The organism is Kitasatospora sp. NPDC004723, from assembly GCF_040609255.1.
Taxonomy (GTDB): Bacteria; Actinomycetota; Actinomycetes; order Streptomycetales; family Streptomycetaceae; genus Kitasatospora.
The window spans coordinates 64944-90239 of the sequence record NZ_JBEXJT010000010.1; the positions used below are offsets into that span (position 1 = coordinate 64944).

The window sequence follows — 25296 nt, forward strand, 5'->3', positions numbered from 1 at the left end:
CCGCCCGGGCTGAGAGGATGGAACGCATGCAGGAAGACCTCTTGAGCGGCAGCCCGTTCGACGGACACCAGGACGCCCACCGGCCCGGCCACCTCGCCGCCGGCGGCCCCGACGCCGTCCTCGCCGGACTCGACCCCGAACAGCGGGCCGTCGCCACCGCCCTGCACGGTGCCGTCTGCGTCCTCGCCGGCGCCGGCACCGGCAAGACCCGCGCCATCACCCACCGCATCGCCTACGGCGTGCGCAGCGGCGTCTACCAGCCCCAGCAGGTCCTCGCCGTCACCTTCACCGCCCGCGCCGCCGGCGAGATGCGCGGCCGCCTGCGCCAGCTCGGCGCCGAGGGCGTCCAGGCCCGCACCTTCCACGCCGCCGCCCTGCGCCAGCTCCAGTACTTCTGGCCGCGCGCCGTCGGCGGACCCGTCCCCCAGCTGCTCGAACGCAAGGTCCAGCTGGTCGCCGAGGCCGCCGGCCGCTGCGGCCTGCGCGTCCAGCGCACCGAACTGCGCGACCTCACCGCCGAGATCGAATGGGCCAAGGTCACCCAGACCGGCCCCGACGACTACCCCGCCGCCGTCGCCAAGTCCGGCCGCGAGGCCCCCCGCGACCCCGCCGAGACCGCCCAGGTCTACCGGGTCTACGAGGAGACCAAGAGCCGCCGCGGGAACATCGACTTCGAGGACGTGCTGCTGCTCACCGCCGCCATCCTGGAGGACCGCCCAGACATCGCCGACCAGGTCCGCTCCCAGTACCGGCACTTCACCGTCGACGAGTACCAGGACGTCTCCCCGCTCCAGCAGCGCCTGCTCGACCAGTGGACCGGCCCCGGCGGCGGCGCCAGCCTCTGCGTCGTCGGCGACGCCAGCCAGACCATCTACTCCTTCACCGGCGCCACCCCCGACTACCTGCTGGGCTTCCGCACCCGCCACCCCGAGGCCACCGTCGTCAAGCTCGTCCGCGACTACCGTTCCACCCCCCAGGTCGTCCACCTCGCCAACGGACTGCTCGCCCAGGCCCGCGGCGAGGCCGCCCGCCACCGCCTGGAACTCGTCTCCCAGCGCGAGGCCGGCCCCGACCCCGTCTACACCGAGTACGAGGACGAACCCACCGAGGCCGAGACCACCGCCCGCCGGATCAAGGACCTCCTCGCCACCGGCGTGCGCGCCAGCGAGATCGCCGTCCTCTTCCGCACCAACGGCCAGTCCGAGGTCTACGAGCAGGCCCTCGCCGACCTCGGCGTCCCCTACCAGCTCAAGGGCGCCGAGCGGTTCTTCGAACGCCCCGAGGTCCGCGACGCCGGCGTCCTGCTGCGCGGCGCCGCCCGCGCCGCCTCCGACCCCGTCACCGACGGCGCCCCCGACCTCGCCGGCCAGGTCCGCGCCGTCCTCGCCACCCGCGGCTTCACCGCCGAACCCCCCGCCGGCTCCGGCGCCGTCCGCGACCGCTGGGAGTCCCTCGCCGCCCTCGTCCGGCTCGCCGAGGAATTCGAACGCGGCCGCACCGCCGACGGGCAGTCCACCGACCTCGCCGCCTACGTCGCCGAACTCGACGCCCGCGCCGCCGCCCAGCACGCCCCCGCCGTCGAAGGCGTCACCCTCGCCTCCCTGCACGCCGCCAAGGGCCTCGAATGGGACGCCGTCTACCTCGTCGGCCTCACCGAGGGCACCCTGCCGATCATCTACGCCAAGACCGACGAACAGGTCGAGGAGGAACGCCGCCTCCTCTACGTCGGCGTCACCCGCGCCCGCAAGCACCTCACCCTCTCCTGGGCGCTCTCCCGCTCCCCGGGAGGCCGCGCCTCCCGCAAGCCCAGCCGCTTCCTCGACGGGCTGCGCCCGGGCTCCAGCGCCCCGGGCACCCGCCCCGCCGGGCGCGGCGGGCGCGGCGGCGCCGAGGCCGGCGAGCGCTCCGCCGGGCGCCGGGTCCGCGGCCCGGTCACCTGCCGGGTCTGCGGGCGGGCCCTCACCGAGGCCGTCGAACGCAAGCTCCGCCGCTGCGAGAGCTGCCCCTCCACGATGGACGAGGCGCTCTACGAGCGGCTGCGCGAGTGGCGCGCCGCCCAGGCCCGCGAACAGGGCGCCCCCGCCTACGTCGTGTTCACCGACGCCACCCTGATGGCCATCGCCGAGGACGTTCCCGCCAACCGGCAGGAGCTCGCCGGAATCTCCGGGGTCGGCGCGATGAAGTTGGACAAATACGGGGCGGCCGTGCTCTCGTTGTGTGCGGGGGAGGAGCCCGTCAGGGATCCGGAGGACGTCACGGACGGCCGGCCGGACGAACCGGCCTGAGCCGGTCCGGGGCGATCGCGGCCGACGCCGAGGGGCGTCGCGGAGACCGTCGGGAAACTCGCCGGAAAAATAGTTTGCGCGCCGTACCGGGAGCGCAATAGCCTGCCGGAGCGGTCAAGGGGACGCGGTCGTCCGGGGTGACGCCTGTCACCGCATGCCCCTGCAGCCACGAGCCTCACACGCTCGATCGGCTTCACACAGCTTCACTTCACACAGCTTCACCAGCATCACCGAGACAGACATCCGAACAGTTCGGAGCCCGGGAGACCAGGCTCCGCTAGGCGCCGAGAGGAGGCGAAGACAGTGGACATCATGATCACCAAAATGACTGGCCAGACCGTCGACGCTGCCTCCCTGCGTGCCGCCAGCCTGCGGCTCGCCGCCGAGCTGTGCGGAACCGGTCTGGGTCTCGACACCACCGGTGTCTCCGTCGTTCCCGCTTCCCCCGCCCCCGCTGTCAGTGGCCTCGGACACACTGGCCCCGGCAGCAATGGCATCCAGGGCGGCAGCCTCGACGGCACCCGTGTCGAGATCGGTCTGTCCGGCGACTGGGCCTCGATCGATGCTTCGCGCTCCCTGCGTGATGAGCGACCGACCCAGGCACCGAAGACGGCTGTAGCCCTCGCCATGCATGGCGGCTATGAGCAGGTCGTCGGTGCCGGAAACGCCCAGGAGCAGAAGCAGCAGCAGATCACGCAGGCCATGGCCGTCTTTGCCGACGCCACGGCCATCCGGATGCGGGCCTTCCGCGGCCCCGAACCCTGGAGAGAACGAACCTGAGCCAGCCTCAGGTCGGCGCCTCCAGGGCCGCGGAACCCCACACACCGGGATCCGCGGCCCTTCTGTTTTGTCCGGTACGCAAGACCACCCAGGCCCCCCGGGGCCTCCGGCCCAGCCCCACCAGTCAGCTGAGCCGGACCCACTGAGAAGACGAGGAAGACGCCCACAGTGTCCACGGTCATCACACCGCCCACCCCGTCCGTACCGCAGACAAGCCAGACCAAGGCCGACCAGGCCGACCCCCCGGAGGTTCTCCCCATGCAGTTCACCTCGATCGACCAGGCCGAGGAGCTCGGGCTCCCCATCCCGTGCCGCGCCTTCGACCCCGAGGTCTTCTTCGCCGAGACGCCCGCCGACGTCGAGTACGCGAAGTCCCTCTGCGGCACCTGCCCGGTCAAGGACGCCTGTCTCACCGGCGCCCTGGAGCGCCGCGAGCCCTGGGGCGTCTGGGGCGGCGAGCTCTTCGTCCAGGGCGTCATCGTGGCCCGCAAGCGGCCGCGTGGCCGCCCGCGCAAGACCGAGGTCGCGGCGTGAACCCCGCGTCCGGAGCCGGAACCGTCCGCCGGGGAGAGCAGCCCCTGCCGGACAACGCCCTCCGCCGCTCCGTACGCCTCGCCGCCGCCAAGGCCGACGCCGCCCGCATCCACCCCTTCCCGACGACGCACCACGAGCAGGACCACCACATGACCGCCGCCGCCATCGATCCGACCGTCCGCGCCGAGCAGACCACCGAACTCCAGATCCAGAACAGGACCCTCGAAATGCAACTCCTCCACGAATCCCTGGCCCGGGCGCATATGCAAGAGCGCCTCCAGGAGGCCGAGCACCAACGGCTCGTCGGCCGGCTCGCCCGGGCCCACCGGCTCAAGCGGAAGGCCGAACGCGCCTCGCTTCGGGCCCGCAAGGCACTCGCCGTCGCCCTGATGTGACCTCCCCGAGGTGACCCGGACGCCGGCGCGCCGCCACGCCCGGCCCCACCACCCGGCGCCACCACCGGGCCCGACCACGCGGGCCCGCCGGACCCACCTCACGCCGCAGGCCGCCCCCCGACACCGGGAGGCGGCCCGTGGCCGTTGCGGCGGGCGGCGGATCAGCCCTCCGCCGACGGGCTCCTGCGCTTCGCCGGCGCCGTCTTCCTCGGCGCCGCCCGCTTGGCGGCCGGCGTCTGCGCCTGCCCGGCTGCGGCCTTCTTCGCCGGGCCCTTCGCCGGGCCCTTAGCCGCGGGGCCCTTAGCCGTGGGGCTCTTCGCCGTCGGGCCCTTAGCCGCCGGCTTCCCGGCCGCCCGCGTCCCCGGCGACCCCGCCTCCGCGAACTCCGGCAGCCACTCCAGCATCTCCGCCCGGAACGGCGCCTTCGCACCCAGCTGACACAGCACCCCGATCGTGCTCAGCGTCACCCGGTGGATCAACAGGTACGACGGCGGCAGGTTCAACTGCTTGCCCAGGTTGTACGCCGGCGACCGCGGATCGGCGATCCGCGCCGCCTGCGCCCGCATCCACGCCCGGGTGAAGTGGAACGACTCCACCGCCGCCGGCTCGATGATCGGCAACAGGTAGTCCAGCACCGCGTCCGCGTCCAGCTCGATCGAGGGCTTGACGAAACCCTCCTCGCGCAGCATCGCCAGCACACCCGCCGCGTCCCCGGCCAGCGCCATCCGCAGCGACGCCCCGATCGGCGCCGGCAACCCGCCCGGCAACCGGTCCACCGTCCCGAAGTCCAGCACCCCCAGCCGCCAGCCCTCCACCGGACCGTCGTCCTTCAACAGCCGGAAGTTGCCCGGATGCGGATCCGCGTGCAGCAACCCCGTCCGCGACGGACCGGCGAACAGGAACCGCGCCAGCAACCGGCCCGCCCGGTCCCGCTCCTCCTGCGAACCGCAGGCGATCACCTCCGCCAGCGGCGTGCCGCCCATCCACTCCGACACCAGCACCTGGTCCGCCTGCGCCACCACACCCGGCACCACGATCTCCGGATCGCCCGCGAACTCCTCGGCGTGCCGGCGCTGCGCCTGCGCCTCCAGGGCGTAGTCCAGCTCCTCGGCGACCCGCTCCCGCAACTCCGTGATCAGCGGCTTGATGTCCAGGCCCGGAATCAGCGGACCCAGCAGCCACGCCACCCGGCTCAACTGCGACAGGTCCGCCAACAGGGCGTCCCCCGCCCCCGGGTACTGCACCTTCACCGCGACCGCGCGGCCGTCGTGCCACACCGCCCGGTGCACCTGGCCGATCGACGCGGCCGCCGCCGGCCGGTCGTCGAACTCCCGGAACAGGCTCCGCCAGTCCTCGCCCAGCCGCTGCGCCAGCGCCGCGTGCACCTTCGCGGCCGGCATCGGCGGCGCGGCGTCCTGCAGCTTGGTCAGTGCCGCCCGGTAGGGGCCGGCCACCTCCTCCGGCAGGGCGGCCTCGAAGACGGACAGCACCTGCCCGAACTTCATCGCCCCGCCCTTGAGCTCGCCCAGGACCTTGAACAGCTGGTCGGCGGTGGCCTGTTGCAGCTCGGCGGTGACCACCTCGGCCGACCGGCCGCCGATCCGCTTCCCGAGGCCCAGGGTGGCACGGCCGGCTATCCCCAGCGGCAGGGCGGCGAGTCTTGCCGTGCGGGTCATTGCCTTGCGCGGAAGATCGCTCACCCGGGCCTCCAAGTCGACACGCCCAAGGCCCCCGCGGCGGGAGCCGACCGTCATACGCCATTGTGCCCGCTCGGCGGCGCGGCCCCGGCCGTAATCCGCCGCCCCGCCGGGGCCGCCCCGTCCGCGTCAGTCCCGGGGGCCCGGGGTCGCGCCGACCGCCTGCGGGAAGGAGAACAGGCGGTACGGGTCGTAGCGGTGCTTGACCGCGACCAGCCGCGGATAGTTCTCCCCGTAGTAGGCGCGCCGCCAGTCCGCCAGCCCGGGGTCGACGAAGTTCTGGTAGGTCTCGCCGGCCGAGTGCGGGTCGAGCAGCGCGAACCCGGCGTCCGCCCAGCCGCGGGCCGCCGTCAGCGCCGCCTCGTCCACCGGGCCGGTGGCGATCACCGCGCCGAAGCTCGCGTTGAACAGCGCGGTGCGGTGCACGTACGCGGTGGCCGTGCGCGCCGGGTCGTTGGCGGCGCCGCCCAGCGCGCTCAGCTGCACCATGCGCTGCTGGCCGGCCAGCCGCTCCCGGTCGAACAGGCCCACTGCGGCGTCCCAGAGCGAACGCGGCGGCGGGGCGTCGAAGAGCCGGCCCCGGTCGACGGCGGCGGTCGGCCGGGTCAGTGCGGCCGCCGGGCCGGTGCCCGCCCGGTGGCACTGGTCCTGGGTGTAGGAGCCGCAGCCGTAGAGGCCCATCATGACCGACAGGTAGGGGGCGGTGAAGCTGTTCCTCGTGGCCGGCAGCGCGCCCACCAGATCGGTCAACCGGGCGATCTCGGCGGCGAGTTCGGCCTCGGTGCCGACCGAGCCGATCAGCACCGAGACGAACGGGGTCGCGCCGGGCGCGGCGTCCCGCAGGCCGACCACGGCGCCGCCGCCCAGCGTCCGCGGGGCGTCCGGCAGCCAGTGCGACCAGGCGTCCAGCACGTCCACCGCGTGATCGAAGGACCAGGTGAGACTGGCGAGGGTGAGGGTGGCCAGCGGGACGGGGGTCACCGTGTAGGACGTGACGACGCCGAAGTTGCCGCCACCGCCGCCGCGCAGCGCCCAGTACAGGTCGTCGTGCTGCTCGGGGGAGGCGGTGACGGTCCTGCCGTCGGCCAGCACCACGCGGGCCGCGGTCACCTTGTCGCTGGAGATGCCGATGTGGCGGGTCAGCAGGCCGATGCCGCCGCCCTGGAGGAAGCCGCCGAGGGAGACGGTGGGGCAGAAGCCGCCTGAGACCGCGAGCCCGTGCGGGGCGACGGCGTTGGTGACGTCGACGAGCTGGGTGCCGCCGCCGAAGGTGGCCGCACCGGGGGTCACCACGGCGGAGTCGAGCCGGGAGACGTCGACCACCAGACCGGTGCCGGTGGAGTAGCCGCCGCCGCTGTGGCCGCCGGCGCGGACCGCGATCGGGAGGTCCTGGTCCTGGGCGTAGCGGAGACAGAGGGCGACGTCGGCCTCGTCGGCGCAGTAGGCGACGGCGGCTGGGTCGACGGAGTCGAAGCGGGCCTGGCCGATCTGCTTGGCCGTGCCGTAGGCCGGGTCGCCGGGGAGGACGAGGGTGCCGTGCAGATGACCGGCGAGCCGGGACCAGCGTCGTCGCCGCGCCTCGGCGGCCGTGGCGACGGCGGGCGCGGTGGAGACGGCGGTCAGCGGGAGGGCCAGGGCGCCGGCGGCGCCGATGAGCGATCTGCGAGTGATCATGTCGATACCTCTCGGTGAGGTCGTGCACGAGCGTTGCGATCGTTGAGCCGGCCGCCCGGGCCGCGTCGGCCGGATGGCCGACGCCACAGTAGTCGTTGAGCGCCCCGCTGCGGCGGCCTTTCCCCTTCTCGGGGGCCCCTCCCCCCCACCCCCACCCCCGCCTCCTCCGCCTTCTCCTCGGCTGTGCCCCCGAGGGGCACAGCCGATCCCACCGGCACCCTGGGCACACTCCGGCAACGGCCCAGGGCCGTTGCCGCAGCTGCCCGGGCAGGCCCGGTACTGCCCAGAGCTCCACGACCGCTGCCCAGGGCCCTCCGGCAGGCAGACCGGGGCGCTCCGACCAACCGCCCAGGGCTGCGCCGACGGTTGCCCGGGGACTGTGCCGCCGCGCTCCGGGGCACGCCGACCGCCACCCGGGGCCCTGCCGCAATTGCCAGAGGCGTGCCGACCGTTGCCCGGGGCCCTGTCGCAGTCACCCAGGTCGCACGCCGACCGCTGCCCGGGGCCCTGCCGCAGTCGCCAAGGCGGCACGCCGACCGCTACCCGATGTCCTGCCGCGGTTGCCCGGGCACCGTCAGTCGCTGCCCAAGGCTGCGCCGCAGTCACCCGGGTGGCGCGCCGACTGCCACCCGAGGCCCTGCCCGCAGTCGCCCGGGGCACGTCGGCGGTGCCCGGGGCGCCACGGCCGGGGTCCGGGGCGGGCCCTCAGTGCGGCGGTGTCGGTTGCCAGAGGCAGCCGCAGTCCGGGTGGCCCTTGAGCCGTAGCCGTCGGGCCATGCCGTCCACGGCGGACAGCTCGCACCAGCCGTCCACGCTGGGCGGCCGGCCGCCGTCCAGGAGGACCTGGACGTGCAGTGCCGCGAGCCCGGCGACCGCCGTCGCGAGCGCGGTGTCGCAGGCCGGGGTCGGCGCCCGCCCCGAGCCGCCCTCGGCGAGCTGGGCGAGGATCCGAGGCCAGGCGGCGTCCTCGTCCTCCCGGGCCAGGACCAGGCAGTGGCCGCAGGCCGAGACGCCCGGCAGGACCAGCGGTCCGACCACCCCGTACTCCTCGACCACCCCGACGTACAGGTGCGGGACCCCGGCCCGGAGCAGTTCGCGGGCCTGCGGCGTGCCGCCCGCGAACGCGCCGCTGCCGTCCCGGGGCGCGAGCACCACCAGGTCGGGCAGCCCCGGTCTCGGCCGTCGGCTGCGGCGGCCGGGGCGCCGGGCGGTGGCCCGGTCGACGGCCTCACGGGCGGCGGTGGCCCGGAGCCGGCCGACATCCACCGCCGGCAGCCCGGCGGGGGAGCAGTCCGCGGGCGTGACCCGGCCGGAGTCCACCACGGTGACCGTGCCGATGCCGCCCGCCGCGAGGACGGCGGCGACGGCCGCGCCGATCCGGCCCGCACCACGGACCTCGACGGCGTGCTCGGGCCGCCGGGCCAGCACCGCGGGGGCGGCGCCGGGCGGCGCGTGGATCAGCGACAGCGAGGCGAGGTCGGGTCCGAGCAGCTCGCGGTGCGGCTGCGGGAAGCGGGCCAGGGCTTCGTCCGAGGCCTCGGCGTCGTCGAGCACCCCGGCCTCCTCCAGCAGGTCGAGCAGGGAGTCGGCGGGGTCGCGCCCGAAGCCGATCCGCTCGCCCTCGGCGAGGAGGGCGGGCCGGTCGCGCGTCCCGTCGACGAGGCCGAGGAAGGTGCGCAGGGCTTCGTCGGCGGCGTGGCCGAGCACCCCCGCGTGCTGGGGGATGGTGCCGAACTGGAGGGTGTCCGAGTCCCGCCAGCTGCGGGAGAGGGCGGGCTTGAGGGCGAGGCGCACGGCGGTCTTCCTTCCGACGGTTTCCGGACGGCTGACGGCAGCATGCCCGATCAGGGGGACGGGGTGCGGCGCGTTGTCCACAGGGACGGGCACATGATCAGGTGATCCGTTCGCACACCCTGTGGATAACTTGGCGTCCGGCGTGAAGTCGGATTCCGGACACCTCCCGTCGGCCTTTCGTTCCCGACCGCTCCACGAAACATTTCGGCCATGGCAGCGGACTTCTGTCAGGGGGAGCGGGTAACGTCGTGTGCCATGGCAGCCGAACGGGACTCCCATCCCTCGGCGTCGCCTCGGCGTGCCCGTGCAGCGTCCGGGTCGCGTGTGGCGGCGCCGAGTACGCGTGGGCGTCCGGAGCAGCGTCCCGACCAGGGGTCCGAACCGCGCCCGGACTCGCCGACGACGGCCGCGCGCGAGCCGTTCGACCGGTCCCGGGTGGAGGTGCGGCGCAGCGCCCGCCGCAGCCGGACGGTGTCCGCCTACCGCGAGGGCGATCGCACGATCGTGCTGATCCCGGCCCGGATGTCGCACGCGGAGGAGCAGCGCTGGGTCGCCCAGATGCTGGAGAAGCTGGCCGCGCAGGAGAGCCGCCGGGTGCTCGGTGACGATGCGCTGGTGGCCCGGGCCCGGGAGCTCTCGGCGGCCTATCTGGGCGGTCGCGCCCGGCCCGCCCAGGTCCGCTGGGTGACCAATCAGAATTCGCGCTGGGGCTCGTGCACCCCGAGCGAGCGGACGATCCGGCTCTCGCACCGCCTGCAGGGGATGCCGGAGTACGTGGTCGACTACGTGCTGCTGCACGAGCTGGCGCACCTGCTGGTGCCGGACCACGGGCCGGACTTCTGGGCACTGCTGGAGGCGTATCCGCGGACCGAGCGGGCGCGCGGCTACCTGGAGGGCGTGGTGTCGGCGGCCCGGCTGCCGCACATCCCCGGGGCCCGGCACGAGGCCCCGTCGGAGGCCGGTCCGGCGGAGTCCTGCGGCTGAGCGGTCACCGGGCGGAACACACACGGAGCACGAAGCACGCGCGGAGCACACACGAAGCAGGCGCGGAACGGACGACGGGAGGGGCGCGGACCACATCGGTCCGTGCCCCTCCCGTCGTCCGGGCGCTCCCGAGTGCCTCAGCCGGTGAGTTCCCGGGCGCGCGCCACGAGCTCGCGCACGGAGCGGTCGGTGAGCTCGGGCAGGCGGTCGTAGTCGAACCAGCGCAGGTCGAGCGACTCCTCGCTGATCAGCGCCTGGGCGCCGGGCGGGGCCACCGCGACGTACTGGACGTCGAGGTGGGTGTTCTCGGGGCGGTCCTTGCCGGTGCAGCGGACCTGGTGGCGGTCGAGCTTGACGGGCACGGGCGCGCCGTCGCGGGTGAGCAGGGCGAGGTCGGGGATGCCGGACTCCTCGGTGGCCTCCCGCAGGGCGGCCGAGGCGAGGTCGCGGTCACCGGGCTCGCAGTGGCCGCCCATCTGCAGCCACCGGCCGACCTTGGGGTGCAGGGTCAGCAGGACGCGGCCGGCGGCGGGGTCGACGACGGCGGCGCTGGCGGTGATGTGGGCGGGCAGGCAGGAGCGGAACAGGCCCTCGGGCTGTTCGGCGAGGTGCCGCAGGTAGGCGAGGCGCAGCTGTTCCTGCTCGGGGTCGTGGCCCCGCCAGTCGCCCAGGGCGCGGACCGCGTCGGCGTGCAGGGCTCCGGCGCGGTCCGTCTCGGTGGCCGTCATGCGGTGGGCTCGCCCTTCCCCTGGTCGTCGCCGCGGTCGTCGCCGTCGTTCTTCGTCGGATCGGGCTTCCCGGTGCCCGGGGCGCCGCCCGCGGCGGCCTCGCCGAGCAGCTTGTCGAGGGCGTCGAAGTCGATGCCGCCCTCCAGGTCGCCGCCGCTGCCCCGGTGCACGAAGGCGTCGGGGTCGTCGAGGTCGGCGGCGGTGGGAAGCATGTCCGGGTGCTGCCAGAGGTCGTCGCGACCCTCGGTGCCGCGGGCGTCGGCGAGCAGCGCCCAGAGGCGGGCGGCGTCGCGCAGCCGGCGCGGGCGCAGTTCGAGGCCGACGAGGGTGGCGAAGGTCTGCTCGGCGGGCCCGCCGGCGGCGCGGCGGCGCCGGACGGTCTCGCGCAGCGCGCCGGCCTGCGGCAGGTGGGGTTCGGCGGCGGCGTGCACGACGGCGTCGACCCAGCCCTCGACGAGGGCGAGCGCGGTCTCCAGGCGGGCGAGCGCGGCCTTCTGCTCGGGAGTGTCCTCGGGCTGGAGCAGACCGCCGGCGAGCGCCTCCTGGAGCGCCTCGGGGTTGCTCGGGTCGAGCTGGCCGACGAGCTCCTCCATGCGGGAGCTGTCGACCTTGATGCCGCGGGCGTAGGCCTCGACGGCGCCGAGCAGGTGGGCGCGCAGCCACGGCACGTGGGCGAAGAGCCGCTGGTGGGCGGCCTCGCGCAGGGCGAGGTAGAGGCGGACCTCCTCGGCGGGCACGCTGAGGCCCTCGCCGAACTCGGCGACGTTCTGCGGCAGCAGCGCGGCCTTGCCGGCGGGGGCGAGCGGCAGGCCGACGTCGGTGGAGCCGACGACCTCGGCGGCGAGGGCGCCGAGCGCCTGGCCGATCTGGGTGCCGAACATGGCGCCGCCCATGGAGCGCATCATGCCCAGCAGCGGGCCGGCCATGGCCTGCATCTCCTCGGGCAGCACGCCGCCCATGGCGTTGCCGACACGTTCGGCGACCGGGTCGACGAGGTCCTTCCAGACCGGGAGGGTGGCCTCGATCCACTCGGCGCGGCTCCAGGCGACGGCGGTGCCGGCGCCGGAGGGGAAGGTGGTGACGCCGTCGAGCCACAGGTCGGCGAGGCGGACGGCCTCGGCGACGGCGGAGCGCTCGGCGGCGCCGACCGAGCGGTCCTTGCTCTTGCCCTCGGCGGGCTCGGCGACGACCGTCTGCCGGGCGATGTCCTTGGCGAGGTCCCAGTTGACCGGGCCGCCCTCGAAGGAGAGCATCTGGCCGAGCTGCTGGAAGGCGGCGCCGAGGTCGTTGGGGTTGAGGCCGCCGAACATCGCGGCGAAGGGGTTGTCGCCGGCGCCGGGACCGCCCGCGCCGGGGGTGCCGGGCATGCCCGGCAGGCCCATGCCGAACAGGGCGCCGAGCGGGTTGCCGCCGGCGAAGCCGAAGGGGTGCGGGCCGTCGGACCGGTCGCCGCCGCCCTCGTCCTTCTTCTTCTGGTCGTCGTCGGGCTTGGCCTTGCCGTCCTCGGGCTCCTCGGGCGGAACGCCGAATCCGAAGGGAAGGTCGCTCACGGGGTCCTCGATCCGGTCGGCCGTCATACGGGTGGTGGCGGTGAAGTCTGCGTGCCCGGGGCGGTCGGTGGAGTGGGGGGACTCCCGGCCGGTGGGCGGCTCCCGCGCGGCTGGCCCGCGCCGGGTGCACCGCCGGGCCTTCGCCTCGGGCAGGATGGACGTACGTGACACACGTACGTACGCACATAAGCTAACCGTGGAGGATGGCCGGTGAGTTCCCCGCCCTCGGACGTTCGCTCTGGGCTGACCGGAGGAGAGGACGCCCCGGACATCACGGCGTCGCCGCCTCCAGCCTATGCCGGAAGACCGCTGACCGTGGCGGTCACCGGCGCCGCCGGGGTACTCGGCGAACGGGTCGCGGCCCGGCTGGTGGCCTCGCCGGGGGTGAAGCGGGTCCTGGCGGTGGACGACCGGCGCGGTGAGGTGCCGGGGGTGCAGTGGCGGGTCCTGGACGTCCGGGACCCGGCGGTCGCCGAGCGGCTGGCCGGGGTGGACGTGGTGGTCCACCTGGCGATGGACCTCGGCATGGAGTCGGACCCGCGGGCGCGCAGCGCCTACAACGTGCGGGGCGCCCAGACGGTGCTGACGGCGGCCGCGGCCGCCGGGGTGCACCGGGTGGTGCTGTGCACCTCGGCGATGGTCTACGGCGCGCTGGCGGACAACGAGGTGCCGCTGGCGGAGGACTCGGAGCTGCGGGCGACCGAGGAGGCCTCGCTGGTCGGGGACCTGCTGGAGATCGAGCGGCTGGCCCGGCGGGCGCCGCGGGCGCACCCGGGGCTGCAGGTGACGGTGCTGCGGCCGGCGGTGGTGGTGGGCCCCGGGGTGGACACGGTGCTGACGCGGCACTTCGAGGCACCGCGGCTGCTGGTGGTGGCGGGTTCGCGCCCGTGCTGGCAGTTCTGCCACGTGGACGATCTGGCAGCGGCGCTGGAGTACGCGGCGCTGGGCCTGGTCGAGGGCGAGGTGACGGTCGGCTGCGACGGCTGGCTGGAGCAGGAGGACGTGGAGCGGCTGTCGGGGATCCGGCGGATGGAGCTGCCGGCCTCGCTGGCGCTGGGAACGGCGGCGCGGCTGCACCGGCTGGGGCTGACGCCGGCGCCGGCCGGGGACCTGGCGTACACGATGTACCCGTGGGTGGTGTCGGGGAGCCGGCTGCACGAGGCGGGCTGGCGTCCGGCGCACACCAACGAGGAGGTGCTGGCGGAGCTGCTGGCGCAGGTGGAGGGCAAGCACGCGGTGGCGGGTCGGCGCCTGGGCGGCAAGGAGGCGGCGACGAGTCTGGGCGCGGCGGGGGCGACGGTGGCGCTGGTGGGTACGGCGGCGCTGGTGCGGCGGGCGCGCAGGCGGCGCCGGTTCTGAGCCGGCCCGGGTCCTGAGCCGGCCCCGGTTCTGAGCGGGCCCCCGCCGTGGCGGGGGCCCGTCGTCGCGGGGCGGAAGGGGCGTGTCCCCGCCCGAGCGGGATGGGCAATCATGGGGGGCATGCCCGAGAACCACGATCCGATCCGCCTGCTCGCGATCCGCGACACCCCGCTCTCGCTCGACGAGGTGTACGAGGCGGTGGGCGACGACGCGGCCGGCGGGACGACGGTCTTCGTCGGCACGGTCCGCGACCACGACGGCGGCCGGCCGGTCTCGGTGCTGGAGTACAGCTGCCACCCGTCGGCGGAGCGGGAGCTGCGCCGGGTCGCCGAGAAGGTCGTCGCCGACTTCCCGGTCCGGGCGCTGGCCGCGGTGCACCGGGTGGGCCGGCTGGGGATCACCGACAAGGCGGTGATCGTCGCGGTGTCGTGCGCGCACCGCGGCGAGGCGTTCGCCGCCGCCCGCCGGCTGATCGACGACCTCAAGCACGAGGTGCCGATCTGGAAGCACCAGGTGTTCGCGGACGGCGGCGAGGAGTGGGTCGGCGCCGGCGACTGCTGAGCACCCGCCGGACCCCCCGTGTCGTGCAGGCGCGCCGTCCGCTCACTCGAACGGGTGTGGGACGCTGCGCCGGATACTCCCTGGAAGTGAGCCGATCGGCGGCGCCGTAACCCGGACGGCGCCCGCGGCGTTGTCCGCCGGACTGGTTAATCTGCTCATAGACACGACGAACTGGGAGTACCGAGATGGCTGTACTCGCCTGGTTGAGCATTCCCTGCGTCGCCGGGGCGCTGGCCGCCGTGTGGGCGATCTGGGCCCAGCGGGCCCCGAAGGCGACGGGGGACCCGGCCTCGCTGGCCGAGCACCAGCGGTTCATGGCCGCGATGGAACGCACCACCGCGGGCGGCGACCCGCGCGAGCGCCGGGAGCGGTAGCGGCCCGGGGGCCGGTGGGGTCCGGGCCGCCGGGCGCGCCGTCACGCGCGTCCCGTACTGTCGAGGCATGCCACGCCGCTCTGCGACGATGCTCGCCGCCACCCTGCTGCTCATAGCGCTGCTCTGCGCCTCGGTGCTGATGAAGGTGCCGTACACCGAGATGAGCCCGGGCCCGACGTACAACACGCTCGGGGTGCAGGAGAAGACGGGGACCCCGGTGATCACCATCACCGGCCACGAGTCCTTCCCGGCGAGCGGGAACCTCAACATGACGACCGTCCAGGTCACCGGCGCCAAGTACGAGCCGAGCCTGGTCAACGCGGTGGTCGGCTGGCTGCGCGACGACGTGCTGGTGGTGCCGCACGACAACGTCTACCCGAAGGGCCAGAGCGACGCCGACGCGAAGCGGCAGAACGCCGAGGAGTTCGCGCTCTCCGAGGACCACGCCCGCACCGCGGCGCTGAGCCAGCTCGGCATCCCGATGGGCAGCGAGCTGATCGTCCAGAGCGTCACCGCCGGCGCCCCGGCGGAGGGCCGGCTGCACGCCGGGGACCAGATCGTCGCGGTCGACGGCACTCCGGTCGCCGACGCGGAGGCGGTCGCCAAGGCGGTCACCCGGCACCAGCCCGGCGAGGAGGCGGTCTTCACCGTGGTGCCGCGGGTCAAGGAGGGCTCGGCCGAGCCGGGGGTGCGCACCGACATCGCCGTCCCGACCGTGAAGTCGTCGGACACCGGCGCCGCGATGGTCGGCATCCGCCCGGGTCTGCGGCACACCTACCCGTTCCGGATCGACATCGGGCTGCAGGACGTCGGCGGGCCCAGCGCGGGCCTGATGTTCTCGCTCGGCATCATCGACAAGCTGACCCCGGGCGACCTGACCGGCGGGAAGTTCGTGGCCGGCACCGGCACCATCACCGACGAGGGCGAGGTCGGTCCGATCGGCGGCATAGCGATGAAGCTGATCGCCGCCCGGGACGCGGGCGCCGAGTACTTCTTCGCCCCGGCCTCGAACTGCGCGGAGGCCAGCAAGAACACCCCGTCCGGGCTGAAGCTGATCAAGGTGGAGACGCTGGACGGCGCGCTGAAGGCGCTGGACCAGATCCGCTCCGGGCAGACCTCCGCGCTGCCGTCCTGCACCCCGTAGGTCCGGACCCGCAAGGCCCGGACCTCGTGGGCCCGCGCCCCGCGGGCCCGAACCGCGCGGGACCGTGCGGGCGCCTCAGGCGAAGGTCGCCAGCAGGGCCTCGGTCAGGCCCGGCACCAGCTCGGGGCCGGTCAGCACCTCGCGGGCGGTGTCCTTGGAGCGCAGCCGCAGCGCGATCTCCTTGCTGCCGTCGCGCAGCACGGCGGCGGTGATCCGCACCTCCTCGCGCTTGGGGTGGTTGGCCACCCACTCGGCGAGCTGGGCGTCGCTCGCGTTGCGCGGGCGGGACTGCTCGGCGCCCGGCGGCAGCATCAGGCGCTCGACGACCAGGGCGCAGCCGGCCACCGCGTCGGGCCAGGCGATGGTGCCGAGGAACTTGTCCAGCTCCATGCCGGCGGGCAGTTCGTCCTGCTCGACCGGGGTGAGGCCGGGCTCGTTGCTGTCGGCGAGGCCGAGTTGCTCGGCGATGCGGGGGTCGGCCTTGCGCAGGGCGGTGCTGTCCACCAGGGCGAAGAGGCGGGCCGGGAGGTCCCAGCCGAGGGTGGCGGCGTACTCGTCGATCTCCAGCGCGGCCCGGGTCAGCGGGCTGCCGGCCGGGAGGGTGGAGACGTCGTCGGGGAGGTTGGATCCATCGGACATGTCTCAATCCTCACACGCCGGGCGCCCGGTGCGTGGCGCCCGGGCGCTCCGGGCCGGTGGGACGGCCGGTGGGACGGCCGGTGGGACGGCCGGTGGGACGGCCCGCGGGAGGGGGCGACGGAGGGGTTGTCGCGGGGTCCCGGGGGAGGGGTTGTCGTAACCGTCTGCTAACGGTGGGAACTCGGCCAAAGACTGGTTAAGTTGCACTGGAGACCGACTGACCCAAGACGACACAGCTGAGGTGCCACCGTGGTATTCCAGATGCCGGAACGCTCAGGACCGGGGTTCCGGCGAAGAGTAGGACCCCCCTCCCGGCGGGCGCGGGTGCTCCTGCTGACCCTGGGCGTACTCGCGGTGCTGTTCCTGCTGTTCGTCATGTTCGCCGGCTTCTGGACGGACTGGCTCTGGTTCAGGTCGGTGCACTACTCGTCGGTCTTCACCACCCAGCTGTGGACGAAGATCGGCCTGTTCGCGGTGTTCGGCGTGCTGATGGCGGTGATCGTCGGCTTCAACGTGTGGCTGGCGCACCGGCTCCGGCCGCCGCTGTCGGCGATGTCGGTGGAGCAGCAGAGCCTGGACCGCTACCGCTCCGGCCTGGCGCCGTTCAAGCGCTGGGCGCTGCTCGGGATCTCGCTGGTGATCGGGCTGGTGGCGGGCGCCGCGGCCTCCGGCCAGTGGCGGACCTGGCTGCTGTGGACGAACGGGACGTCGTTCGGCACCAAGGACCCGCAGTTCGGCAAGGACGTCTCGTTCTACGCCTTCGACCTGCCGTTCTACGAGTTCCTGCTGGGCTTCGCGTTCAGCGCGGTGATCGTCTCGCTGCTGACCTCGGCGCTGGTGCACTACCTGTACGGCGGGCTGCGGCTGCAGGGGCCGGGCCGGCGGGCGAGCGTCGGCGCGCAGGGGCACCTGGCGGTGCTGCTGGGCGTGTTCGTGCTGCTGAAGGCGGTGGCGTACTGGCTGGACCGGTACGGGCTGGCGGTGAAGACCGGTACGTACAAGGGCGTGACCGGCTGGACGGGCCTGCGGTACGTGGACGCGAACGCGTTCCTGCCGGCGAAGACGATCCTGTTCTTCGTCGCGGTGATCTGCGCGGTGCTGTTCTTCCTGACCCCGGTGCGCCGCACCTGGGCACCGGCCCTGATCGGCCTGGGCCTGATGGTGCTGTCGGCGGTGCTGATCGGCGGGGTGTACCCGGCGATCGTGCAGCAGTTCCAGGTCAAGCCGAACGAGCAGGCCAAGGAGACGCCGTACATCCAGAAGAACATCGACGCGACGCGTGAGGCGTACGGGATCGCCGACAGCCAGGTCGTCCAGTACGAACCGGCGAACGGCACCAACGCGGACGCGCTGAAGCCGGACGCGCAGACCATCTCGGACATCCGCCTGCTGGACCCCAACGTGGTCGGCCCGACGTTCCAGCAGAACGAGGCGCTGCGCAAGTACTACGCGTTCCCCAAGTCGCTGGACGTCGACCGGTACGGCGACCAGGACACCGTGCTGGGCGTGCGCGAGCTGGACCTGAACGGCATCCAGCGGAACTGGATCAACGACCACTTCAACTACACCCACGGCTACGGCGTGATCGCGGCCAAGGGCAACCAGGTGGACGCCAACGGCAACCCGGTCTACACCGAGTCGGCGCTGCCGACGAAGGGCGCGTTCGGCGACTACCAGCAGCGGATCTACTACGGCGAGAAGACGTCGACGTACTCGATCGTCGGCGGCGGCTACCAGGACATCGACTACACCGCCGAGGACGGCACCCCGGTGCACTCCACCTACGAGGGCGGCAGCGGCGTCGGACTGGACAACCCGCTGACCCGCGCCGCCTACGCGGTGAAGTTCGCCGAGCCGCAGATCCTCTACTCCAGCGCGATCCGGGACGGCGCGAAGATCATCTACGACCGCACGCCCAAGGAGCGGGTCGAGAAGGTCGCGCCGTGGCTGTCGATCGACGCCGACCCGTACCCGGTGGTCGAGAACGGCCGCGTCGTCTGGGTGCTGGACGGCTACACCACCTCGGACGGCTACCCGTTCTCCTCGAAGACGACCCTGGGCGACGCCACCAAGGACTCGCTGACCAACCAGCGCGGTGAGCTGCTGACCGCCGCGAACCAGGTCAACTACATCCGCAACTCGGTCAAGGCCACCGTGGACGCGTACACCGGCGAGGTGACGCTCTACCAGTGGGACGAGAACGACCCGGTGCTGAAGACCTGGATGAAGGCGTTCCCGGGCACGGTCAAGGCGAAGGCCGACATCCCGTCCGAGCTGGCGCCCCACCTGCGCTACCCGCAGGACATGTTCAAGGTGCAGCGCGACCTGCTCGCCGAGTACCACATGACCGACGCCGGCGGCTTCTTCAACGGCACGGACATCTGGCAGGTGCCGACCGACCCGACGACCAACACCAACGAGGTGCAGCCGCCGTACTACCTGACCGTCCGGATGCCGGACGCGCAGGACGCGACGTTCTCGCTCACCACGACCTTCGCGCCGCAGGGCCGGGACAACCTGGCCGCGTTCATGTCGGTCAGCGCCGACCCGGGCCCGGACTACGGGAAGATCCGGATCGCCAAGATCCCGACCGGTGCCGGGGCGTTGGGTCCCAAGCAGGTGCAGGCGAAGTTCAACTCGGACCCGCTGGTCGCCAACCAGCTGACCCTGCTGAAGACCGGCACCGACTCCGACATCGAGTACGGCAACCTGCTGACCCTGCCGGTCGGCGGGGGCCTGCTGAACGTCGAGCCGGTCTACCTCATCGGCCGCAGCGCCAAGGTGCCGGTGCTGAAGAAGGTGCTGGCGACGTACGGGAACGAGAACGCGGTCGTCGCGGTGGAGGACAACCTGGAGAAGGCGCTGGCCAAGGTGCTCGGCGGCGCGGTGACCGGTGCGCCGGTCACGCCCACCGCACCCGGCACCACGCCGACCAGCCCGACCGCGCCGACGACGCCCGCCAACCCGACGACCCCGACCGCGCCGACGCCGGGCGGCGCGGTGACGCCGGAGCTGCAGAAGGCGATCTCCGACGCGGTGAAGGCCAACAACGACAGCCAGACCGCGTTCAAGAACGGCGACTGGGTGGCCTGGGGCCAGGCCCAGAAGGCGCTCAACGACGCGCTCAAGGCGGTCGAGGCGGCCGAGCAGAAGGCCGGGATCACCCCGGCCCCGACGGCGACCGGCACGGCGCCGGCCACCCCGCCGGCGACCGCCCCGGCCACCCCGCCGGCCTCACCCGCCCCGAGCAGCGGCCCCTGAGCTGCGACGATCCCGCGGTAACCGATTTCGGTTCCACCTCGCGCCCGTGCTATGGTTCAACTACCGACGCGGGGTGGAGCAGCTCGGTAGCTCGCTGGGCTCATAACCCAGAGGTCGCAGGTTCAAATCCTGTCCCCGCTACTCAGTAGCACGAAGGCCCGGAGGATTCTTCCTCCGGGCCTTCGGCGTTTGCGCGCGCGGGCGGGCCGGGGCGCTCCGGTACCATCGAGCGTCGCCGAGGACGACGGCAGCGGGGTTTGTGGGGGCCAAGTGTCGGGAAATCGACAAAGCGCCGAAGCAATTTCGTCGGCTTCGGGTCCGCCCCGCCGAAATCGGCCGGGGCAGGTGTACGCGGGTTGCGGGTGATGCGACGATGGGACACACGGGGGACGCTGCCCGGCTGCTGACCGGCCGTCGGGTCCGCGCGCTCCCCGTGGGGTCCCTCCGGCCCCGGGCCGGAGGACGGCGCCGCGACACTCGGGGGGAGTGGGAGTCGGCATGAGGCTGATCGGCAGGAACGGGGCAGGGGCGAAGCCGGCGACCACCGAGGCGGACACCGAGGCCTGGGCGGAGAGTCCCGAACGGCAGCCCGGCGCCCTGCCCGCCCAGCGCACCAGCGGCCTGGCCGAGCGCCGCCCCGCGGGCGGCTGGGGCCCGGACTCCCTGGTGCACGTCCCGGCCGGCGGCCTCGCCGCCGCCCCGGGCCCGCGCGGCGCACCGGCCGACGCCCCCGCCGTCGCCGGAGTCGAGGGCGACACCGGCTTCGACTCGGCGAGCTTCGAGACCGCGCTCGCCGCCCGTGAGCAGGCCGCCCTGGAGGCCCGGCACCGGCGCGCCGCCGACGACGGGGACCCGGACGCCGCCGCCCGGCTCGGCACCCTGCTGCTGCGCCGCGGTGACCTGGAGGACGCCGAACCCTACCTGCGCGCCGCGGCCGCCGCCGGGCTGCGCGCCGCCGCCAACAACCTCGGCGTGCTGCTGCACCAGCGGGGCCACCGGGCCGAGGCCGCCCAGTGGTGGCGGCAGGCGGCGGTGGCCGGCAGCGCGCCCGCCGCCCACGCGCTGGGCCTGCAACTGCGCGACCAGGGCGAGGAGGAGGCCGCCGAGTACTGGCTGCACTTCGCCGCCGACCACGGCCACCCGCTGGGCGCCTACGCGCTGGGCGACCTCATGGAGCACCGCCGGGACGTGCGCGCCGAGCGCTGGTTCAAGGTGTCCGCGGACGCCGGGCACCGGGAGGCCGCCTACCGGCTGGCCCGGATGCGCGAGGCGGCCGGGGACAAGGAGACCGCCGAGGCCTGGTACCGGATCGCGGCCGCCCGCAGCCACGCCCGCGCCGCGCTGCGCCTGGGCGTGCTGCTGGAGGACCGGGCCGGCGGCGAGCAGTCGCTGCTGGACGAGGCGGCCCGCTGGTACCGGCAGTCGGCGCAGAACGGCGAGCCGCGGGCCGCGTGCGCGCTGGGCTACCTGCTGCGCGACGGCGGGGACCTCGTCGCTGCCGCCGAGTGGTGGCAGGAGGCGGCCGAGGCGGGGGACGGCAACGCGGCCAACGCGCTGGGCGCGCTGCACGCCTCGCGCGGCGAGGCCGCCCGGGCGGAGCACTGGTACCGCAGCGCGCTGGAGGCCGGCGACCAGAACGGCGCGTTCAACCTGGGCCTGCTGTGCGCGGGGGCGGGCCGGGCCCAGCAGGCCGAGCAGTGGTACCGGCGGGCCGCGTACGCCGGGCACCGGGAGGCGTGCAACGCGCTGGCCGTGGTGCTGCTGCAGCGCGGCGACGAGTCGGGCGCCGAGCCGTGGTTCTCCAAGGCCGCCGAGGCGGGCAGCGTGGACGGCGCGTTCAACCTGGGTGTGCTGCACGCCGGGCGCGGGGAGCACCGGCAGGCGCAGGAGTGGTACGCGCGCGCCGCGGCGGAGGGGCACGGCGAGGCGGCGCTGCAGCTGGCGGTGGTGCAGGAGCAGCGCGGCAACGCGGCGGGCGCGCTGGAGCGCTACCGGCAGGCGGCGGCGGGCGGTTCGACGGAGGGCGCGTTCCGGCTGGCGTCGGTGCTGGACCGGCGGGGGGACGCGGACGCGGAGGCCGAGCACTGGTACGCGCTGGCGGCGGACGCCGGGCACCGCCGGGCGCAGGTGCGGATGGGTGTGCGGGCGGCCGAGCGGGGCGCGCTGGAGATCGCGGAGAGCTGGTACCGGCGGGCCGCGGAGGCGGGCAGCCGCAGCGCGGCGTTCAACCTGGGGCTGCTGCTGGCCCGGCAGGACCACGAGGCCGAGGCGATGCTCTGGTACACCCGGGCGGCGGACGCCGGGCACGGGCGGGCGGCGCTGCGGCTGGCGCTGCTGGCGCTGCGCCGGGGCGAGCCGGTGCTGGCGGAGGGCTGGTGCCGGCGGGCCGCGGACTACGGTCCGGCGGAGGTGGCCGAGCGGGCGGGCCGGCTGTTGGGCGCGCTGCACGCGGAGCTGAGCGCGTAGCCGGGCGCGCGGCCGGACACGGGGGCGGGTGCGGAGGCGTGTGCTCCGGCGGGTGCGCCGTGCGCGCGGGGGCGGTTCGGGGCGCGGCGGTGGTTCAGGGCGTGACCGTGCTTCAGGGCGTGGCGGCGGAGCAGTCCGGGCACAGGCCGCGGTAGGTGATCTCGGCGCCGGAGACGGTGAAGCCGAACCGCTCGGCGGCGGGCAGCGCGGCCAGCGGGTCGCCCTGCGGGTGGACGTCGCGGATGGCGCCGCAGCCGTAGCAGACCAGGTGCTGGTGCGCGTGGTGGGCGTTGGGGTCGTAGCGCTTGGCGCGGCCGTCGGTGGCGACCTCCAACACCTCGCCCAGGCCGACGAGTTCGCCGAGGGTGTTGTACACGGTGGCGCGGCTGATCTCGGGCAGCCGCTCGACCGCGCGGGCGTGCACCTCGTCGGCGGTCAGGTGGACGTGCTCGCCGTCGAGGACCTCGGCCACGACCCGGCGCTGCGAGGTCAGCCGCCATCCACGTCCGCGCAGTCTCTCCAGGAGGTCACTCATGGACTCAGGGTAAGTGACACTCCGAGTTTGGTTCCAGTGTTGACTTAGACAAAGTCCAAGTTAGGATCGGTTCGTCACGACCTGATCACGCGGAGGCCCCTCACATGACTACCCAGGACGAGCTGCGCCCCACCCTCACCACGGAGGCGGGTGCCCCCGTCGCCGACAACCAGAACACCGAGACCGCCGGTGTCGGCGGTCCGGCGCTGATCCAGGACCAGCAGCTGTTCGAGAAGCTCGCGCACTTCAACCGCGAGCGCATCCCGGAGCGCGTGGTGCACGCCCGCGGCGCCGGCGCCTACGGCACCTTCACGGTGACCGGGGACGTCACCGCGTACACCCGGGCCGCCTTCCTCTCCGAGGTCGGCAAGCAGACCGAGACCTTCCTGCGCTTCTCCACCGTCGCCGGCAACCTCGGCGCGGCGGACGCGGTGCGCGACCCGCGCGGCTTCGCGCTGAAGTTCTACACCGAGGAGGGCAACTACGACCTCGTCGGCAACAACACCCCGGTGTTCTTCATCAAGGACGCCGGCAAGTTCCCCGACTTCATCCACACCCAGAAGCGGGACCCGTACACCGGCTCGCAGGAGGCGGACAACGTCTGGGACTTCTGGGGCCTGTCGCCCGAGGCCACCCACCAGGTGACCTGGCTGTTCGGCGACCGCGGCATCCCGGCCTCGTACCGGCACATGGACGGCTTCGGCTCGCACACCTACCAGTGGCAGAACGAGGCCGGCGAGTACTTCTGGGTGAAGTACCACTTCAAGACCGACCAGGGCGTCAAGAGCCTCACCCAGGACGAGGCCAACAAGCTCGCCGGCGAGGACCCGGACAGCCACCAGCGCGACCTGCGCGAGGCCATCGAGCGCGGCGAGTTCCCGACCTGGACGGTCAGCGTCCAGATCATGCCGGCGGCGGACGCGGCGAACTACCGCTTCAACCCGTTCGACCTGACCAAGGTCTGGCCGCACGCCGACTACCCGCTGGTCGAGTTCGGCAAGCTGGAGCTGAACCGCAACCCCGACAACATCTTCGCCGAGGTCGAGCAGTCGATATTCTCGCCGTCGCACTTCGTGCCCGGCATCGGCCCGTCCCCGGACAAGATGCTGCAGGGCCGCCTGTTCGCCTACGCGGACGCCCACCGCTACCGCGTCGGCGTCAACGCCGACCACCTGCCGGTGAACCGCCCGCACGCCACCGAGGCGCTCACCAACCACCGGGACGGCCACCTGTACGACGGCCGTCACGGGCGCCGCAAGAACTACGAGCCGAACAGCTTCGGCGGTCCGGTGCAGACCGGCCGCCCGCTGTGGGCGCCGCTGCCGGTCGCCGGTGCCACCGGCAACCACGAGGCCCCCTCGCACGCCGAGGACAACGACTTCGTGCAGGCCGGCAACCTCTACCGGCTGATGGGCGAGGACGAGAAGCAGCGGCTGATCGGCAACCTGTCCGGCTTCATCGCCAAGGTCTCCGCGGACCGCGAGGACATCGTCGAGCGGGCGGTGGGCAACTTCCGCAAGGCCGACGCCGACTTCGGTCAGCGGCTGGAGACGGCGGTGCGGGAGCTGCGCAAGCAGCGCTGACGCACCCCGGCGCGGGGCCCGGTGAGGGGCCCCGCCGAGCAGCGGGCCCCGAGTGCCGACGGAGAACCGGCACCCGGGGCCCGCACCACGTGAGGGGGATCCTTCGAAGAATCCCCAGGCAGGTCGAGCGGAGAATCAGACGCTCAGGCGGCGCAGCGCCTCCTCGTGGAGCAGGCCGTTGGAGGCGACGGCGTCGGCGCCGCCCGGGCCCGGGATGCCGTCCAGGCCGGTGAAGCGCCCGCCGGCCTCCTCGACGATGATGCAGTTCGCCGCCATGTCCCACAGCGACAGCTCCGGCTCGGCGGCGATGTCCACCGCGCCCTCGGCGACCATCATGTACGACCAGAAGTCGCCGTAGGCGCGGGTGCGCCAGCAGGCCCGGGTGAGGTCGAGGAACGGGTCGAGGCGGCCGCGCTCCTCCCAGCCGGTGAGCGAGGAGTAGGAGAAGGACGCGTCCTCGATCCGCGAGACGCCGGAGACGTGGATCCGGCCCGCCTTGGCGAGGCTGCGGCCGGCGAACGCGCCGAGGTCCTTGGCCGCCCACCAGCGGCGGTTCAGCGCCGGGGCGGAGACGATGCCGACGACGGGCCGCTCCACGCCGTCCGGGCCGTCCTCCAGCAGCGCGATCAGGGTGGCCCAGACCGGGACGCCGCGGATGTAGTTCTTGGTGCCGTCGATCGGGTCGATCACCCAGCGGCGCGGGCCGGAGCCCTGCAGGCCGAACTCCTCGCCGAGCACCGCGTCGCGCGGGCGGGCCCGCTGCAGGACGCCGCGCACCATTTCCTCGGCGGCCTTGTCGGCGTCGCTGACGGGGGTCAGGTCGGGCTTGGTCTCGATCCGCAGGTCGAGCGCGCGGAAGCGGTCCAGGGTGACCGAGTCGGCCGAGTCGGCGAGGACATGGGCGAGTCGGAGGTCGTCGTGGTAGTCGGCCATGGTCGAAACCCTAGCGTTCC

General features: G+C 73.9%; 19 protein-coding genes, 1 tRNA gene and 1 pseudogene. 13 read left to right on the forward strand and 8 right to left on the reverse strand.

All coding sequences use genetic code 11. The features are described 5' to 3' along the window. Positions 1 to 26 precede the first annotated feature (26 nt). The 4 genes from ABZW10_RS13815 (at position 27) to ABZW10_RS13830 (ending at position 3994) form a co-directional block, all read left to right on the forward strand. Positions 27 to 2285 carry an ATP-dependent DNA helicase UvrD2 gene (locus ABZW10_RS13815; protein WP_355363759.1) on the forward strand — a complete coding sequence of 753 codons (2259 nt, stop codon included), beginning with the start codon at positions 27 to 29 and terminating at the stop codon, positions 2283 to 2285. A gap of 303 nt (positions 2286 to 2588) precedes the next feature. Further along, positions 2589 to 3065 carry a hypothetical protein gene (locus tag ABZW10_RS13820; protein ID WP_355363762.1) on the forward strand — a complete coding sequence of 159 codons (477 nt, stop codon included), beginning with the start codon at positions 2589 to 2591 and terminating at the stop codon, positions 3063 to 3065. A 168-nt stretch (positions 3066 to 3233) separates the two neighbouring features. Next, positions 3234 to 3599: a WhiB family transcriptional regulator gene (locus tag ABZW10_RS13825; RefSeq protein ID WP_355363765.1), complete on the forward strand. Its 366-nt coding sequence runs from the start codon at positions 3234 to 3236 to the stop codon at positions 3597 to 3599. Further along, complete coding sequence (locus ABZW10_RS13830; protein WP_355363768.1) at positions 3596 to 3994, forward strand: hypothetical protein; 399 nt, start codon at positions 3596 to 3598, stop codon at positions 3992 to 3994. Before ABZW10_RS13825 ends, ABZW10_RS13830 begins: the two co-directional genes overlap by 4 nt. 161 nt (positions 3995 to 4155) lie before the next feature. Here the strand turns inward: ABZW10_RS13830 and ABZW10_RS13835 are convergent, their stop codons facing one another. The 3 genes from ABZW10_RS13835 to ABZW10_RS13845 form a co-directional block, all read right to left on the reverse strand. Next, a complete protein-coding gene (locus ABZW10_RS13835; RefSeq protein ID WP_355363770.1) occupies positions 4156 to 5694 on the reverse strand; it encodes an AarF/ABC1/UbiB kinase family protein in 1539 nt (512 codons plus the stop codon). A 126-nt stretch (positions 5695 to 5820) separates the two neighbouring features. Next, positions 5821 to 7365, reverse strand: a complete 1545-nt coding sequence (locus ABZW10_RS13840; protein ID WP_355363773.1) for an FAD-binding protein — start codon at positions 7363 to 7365, stop codon at positions 5821 to 5823. 705 nt (positions 7366 to 8070) lie between these two features. Beyond that, complete coding sequence (locus ABZW10_RS13845; protein ID WP_355363776.1) at positions 8071 to 9159, reverse strand: ThiF family adenylyltransferase; 1089 nt, start codon at positions 9157 to 9159, stop codon at positions 8071 to 8073. Between the two features lie 435 nt (positions 9160 to 9594). Here ABZW10_RS13845 and ABZW10_RS13850 point away from each other — a divergent pair. Continuing rightward, a pseudogene (locus ABZW10_RS13850) lies at positions 9595 to 10143 on the forward strand (M48 family metallopeptidase); the annotation flags it as partial. A 137-nt stretch (positions 10144 to 10280) separates the two neighbouring features. Here the strand turns inward: ABZW10_RS13850 and ABZW10_RS13855 are convergent. Together ABZW10_RS13855 and ABZW10_RS13860 are read right to left on the reverse strand one after the other, a co-directional pair. Beyond that, positions 10281 to 10871: an NUDIX hydrolase gene (locus ABZW10_RS13855; protein ID WP_355363779.1), complete on the reverse strand. Its 591-nt coding sequence runs from the start codon at positions 10869 to 10871 to the stop codon at positions 10281 to 10283. Continuing rightward, positions 10868 to 12421 carry a zinc-dependent metalloprotease gene (locus ABZW10_RS13860; protein ID WP_355363782.1) on the reverse strand — a complete coding sequence of 518 codons (1554 nt, stop codon included), beginning with the start codon at positions 12419 to 12421 and terminating at the stop codon, positions 10868 to 10870. The genes ABZW10_RS13855 and ABZW10_RS13860 overlap by 4 nt, the downstream gene beginning before the upstream one ends. Positions 12422 to 12691: 270 nt before the next feature. Here ABZW10_RS13860 and ABZW10_RS13865 point away from each other — a divergent pair, with 270 nt between their 5' ends. The 4 genes from ABZW10_RS13865 to ABZW10_RS13880 all read left to right on the forward strand — a co-directional run bounded on the left by ABZW10_RS13865 (position 12692) and on the right by ABZW10_RS13880 (position 15859). Next, positions 12692 to 13780, forward strand: a complete 1089-nt coding sequence (locus tag ABZW10_RS13865) for an NAD-dependent epimerase/dehydratase family protein (protein WP_355364032.1) — start codon at positions 12692 to 12694, stop codon at positions 13778 to 13780. Positions 13781 to 13900: 120 nt separating this feature from the next. Next, positions 13901 to 14341, forward strand: coding sequence for a molybdenum cofactor biosynthesis protein MoaE (locus ABZW10_RS13870; protein ID WP_355363785.1), 441 nt, complete (start codon positions 13901 to 13903; stop codon positions 14339 to 14341). A 185-nt stretch (positions 14342 to 14526) separates the two neighbouring features. After that, a complete protein-coding gene (locus tag ABZW10_RS13875; protein WP_355363788.1) occupies positions 14527 to 14715 on the forward strand; it encodes a hypothetical protein in 189 nt (62 codons plus the stop codon). A gap of 67 nt (positions 14716 to 14782) precedes the next feature. Further along, on the forward strand, positions 14783 to 15859 hold the full coding sequence (locus ABZW10_RS13880) for a PDZ domain-containing protein (RefSeq protein ID WP_355363791.1): 1077 nt from the start codon (positions 14783 to 14785) through the stop codon (positions 15857 to 15859). 75 nt (positions 15860 to 15934) lie between these two features. Here the strand turns inward: ABZW10_RS13880 and ABZW10_RS13885 are convergent, their stop codons facing one another. Beyond that, on the reverse strand, positions 15935 to 16498 hold the full coding sequence (locus ABZW10_RS13885; RefSeq protein WP_355363794.1) for a PPA1309 family protein: 564 nt from the start codon (positions 16496 to 16498) through the stop codon (positions 15935 to 15937). A gap of 261 nt (positions 16499 to 16759) precedes the next feature. Here ABZW10_RS13885 and ABZW10_RS13890 point away from each other — a divergent pair, with 261 nt between their 5' ends. The 3 genes from ABZW10_RS13890 to ABZW10_RS13900 all read left to right on the forward strand — a co-directional run bounded on the left by ABZW10_RS13890 (position 16760) and on the right by ABZW10_RS13900 (position 22225). Next, a complete protein-coding gene (locus ABZW10_RS13890) occupies positions 16760 to 19759 on the forward strand; it encodes a UPF0182 family protein (RefSeq protein WP_355363797.1) in 3000 nt (999 codons plus the stop codon). A gap of 67 nt (positions 19760 to 19826) precedes the next feature. Then, positions 19827 to 19900: transfer RNA gene (locus ABZW10_RS13895), tRNA-Met, on the forward strand. Positions 19901 to 20257: 357 nt separating this feature from the next. Continuing rightward, complete coding sequence (locus ABZW10_RS13900) at positions 20258 to 22225, forward strand: sel1 repeat family protein (RefSeq protein ID WP_355363800.1); 1968 nt, start codon at positions 20258 to 20260, stop codon at positions 22223 to 22225. 112 nt (positions 22226 to 22337) lie between these two features. Here the strand turns inward: ABZW10_RS13900 and ABZW10_RS13905 are convergent, their stop codons facing one another. Continuing rightward, positions 22338 to 22760 (reverse strand): Fur family transcriptional regulator, encoded by a 423-nt coding sequence (locus ABZW10_RS13905; RefSeq protein WP_355363803.1) that lies wholly within the window; start codon positions 22758 to 22760, stop codon positions 22338 to 22340. 104 nt (positions 22761 to 22864) lie between these two features. On the opposite strand from ABZW10_RS13905, the gene ABZW10_RS13910 reads away from it, so the two are divergent. Beyond that, positions 22865 to 24343, forward strand: a complete 1479-nt coding sequence (locus tag ABZW10_RS13910; protein WP_355363806.1) for a catalase — start codon at positions 22865 to 22867, stop codon at positions 24341 to 24343. A 135-nt stretch (positions 24344 to 24478) separates the two neighbouring features. On the opposite strand, the gene hisN is transcribed toward ABZW10_RS13910, so the two are convergent. Next, positions 24479 to 25276 (reverse strand): histidinol-phosphatase, encoded by a 798-nt coding sequence (gene hisN, locus ABZW10_RS13915; RefSeq protein ID WP_355363808.1) that lies wholly within the window; start codon positions 25274 to 25276, stop codon positions 24479 to 24481. Positions 25277 to 25296: the final 20 nt, after the last annotated feature.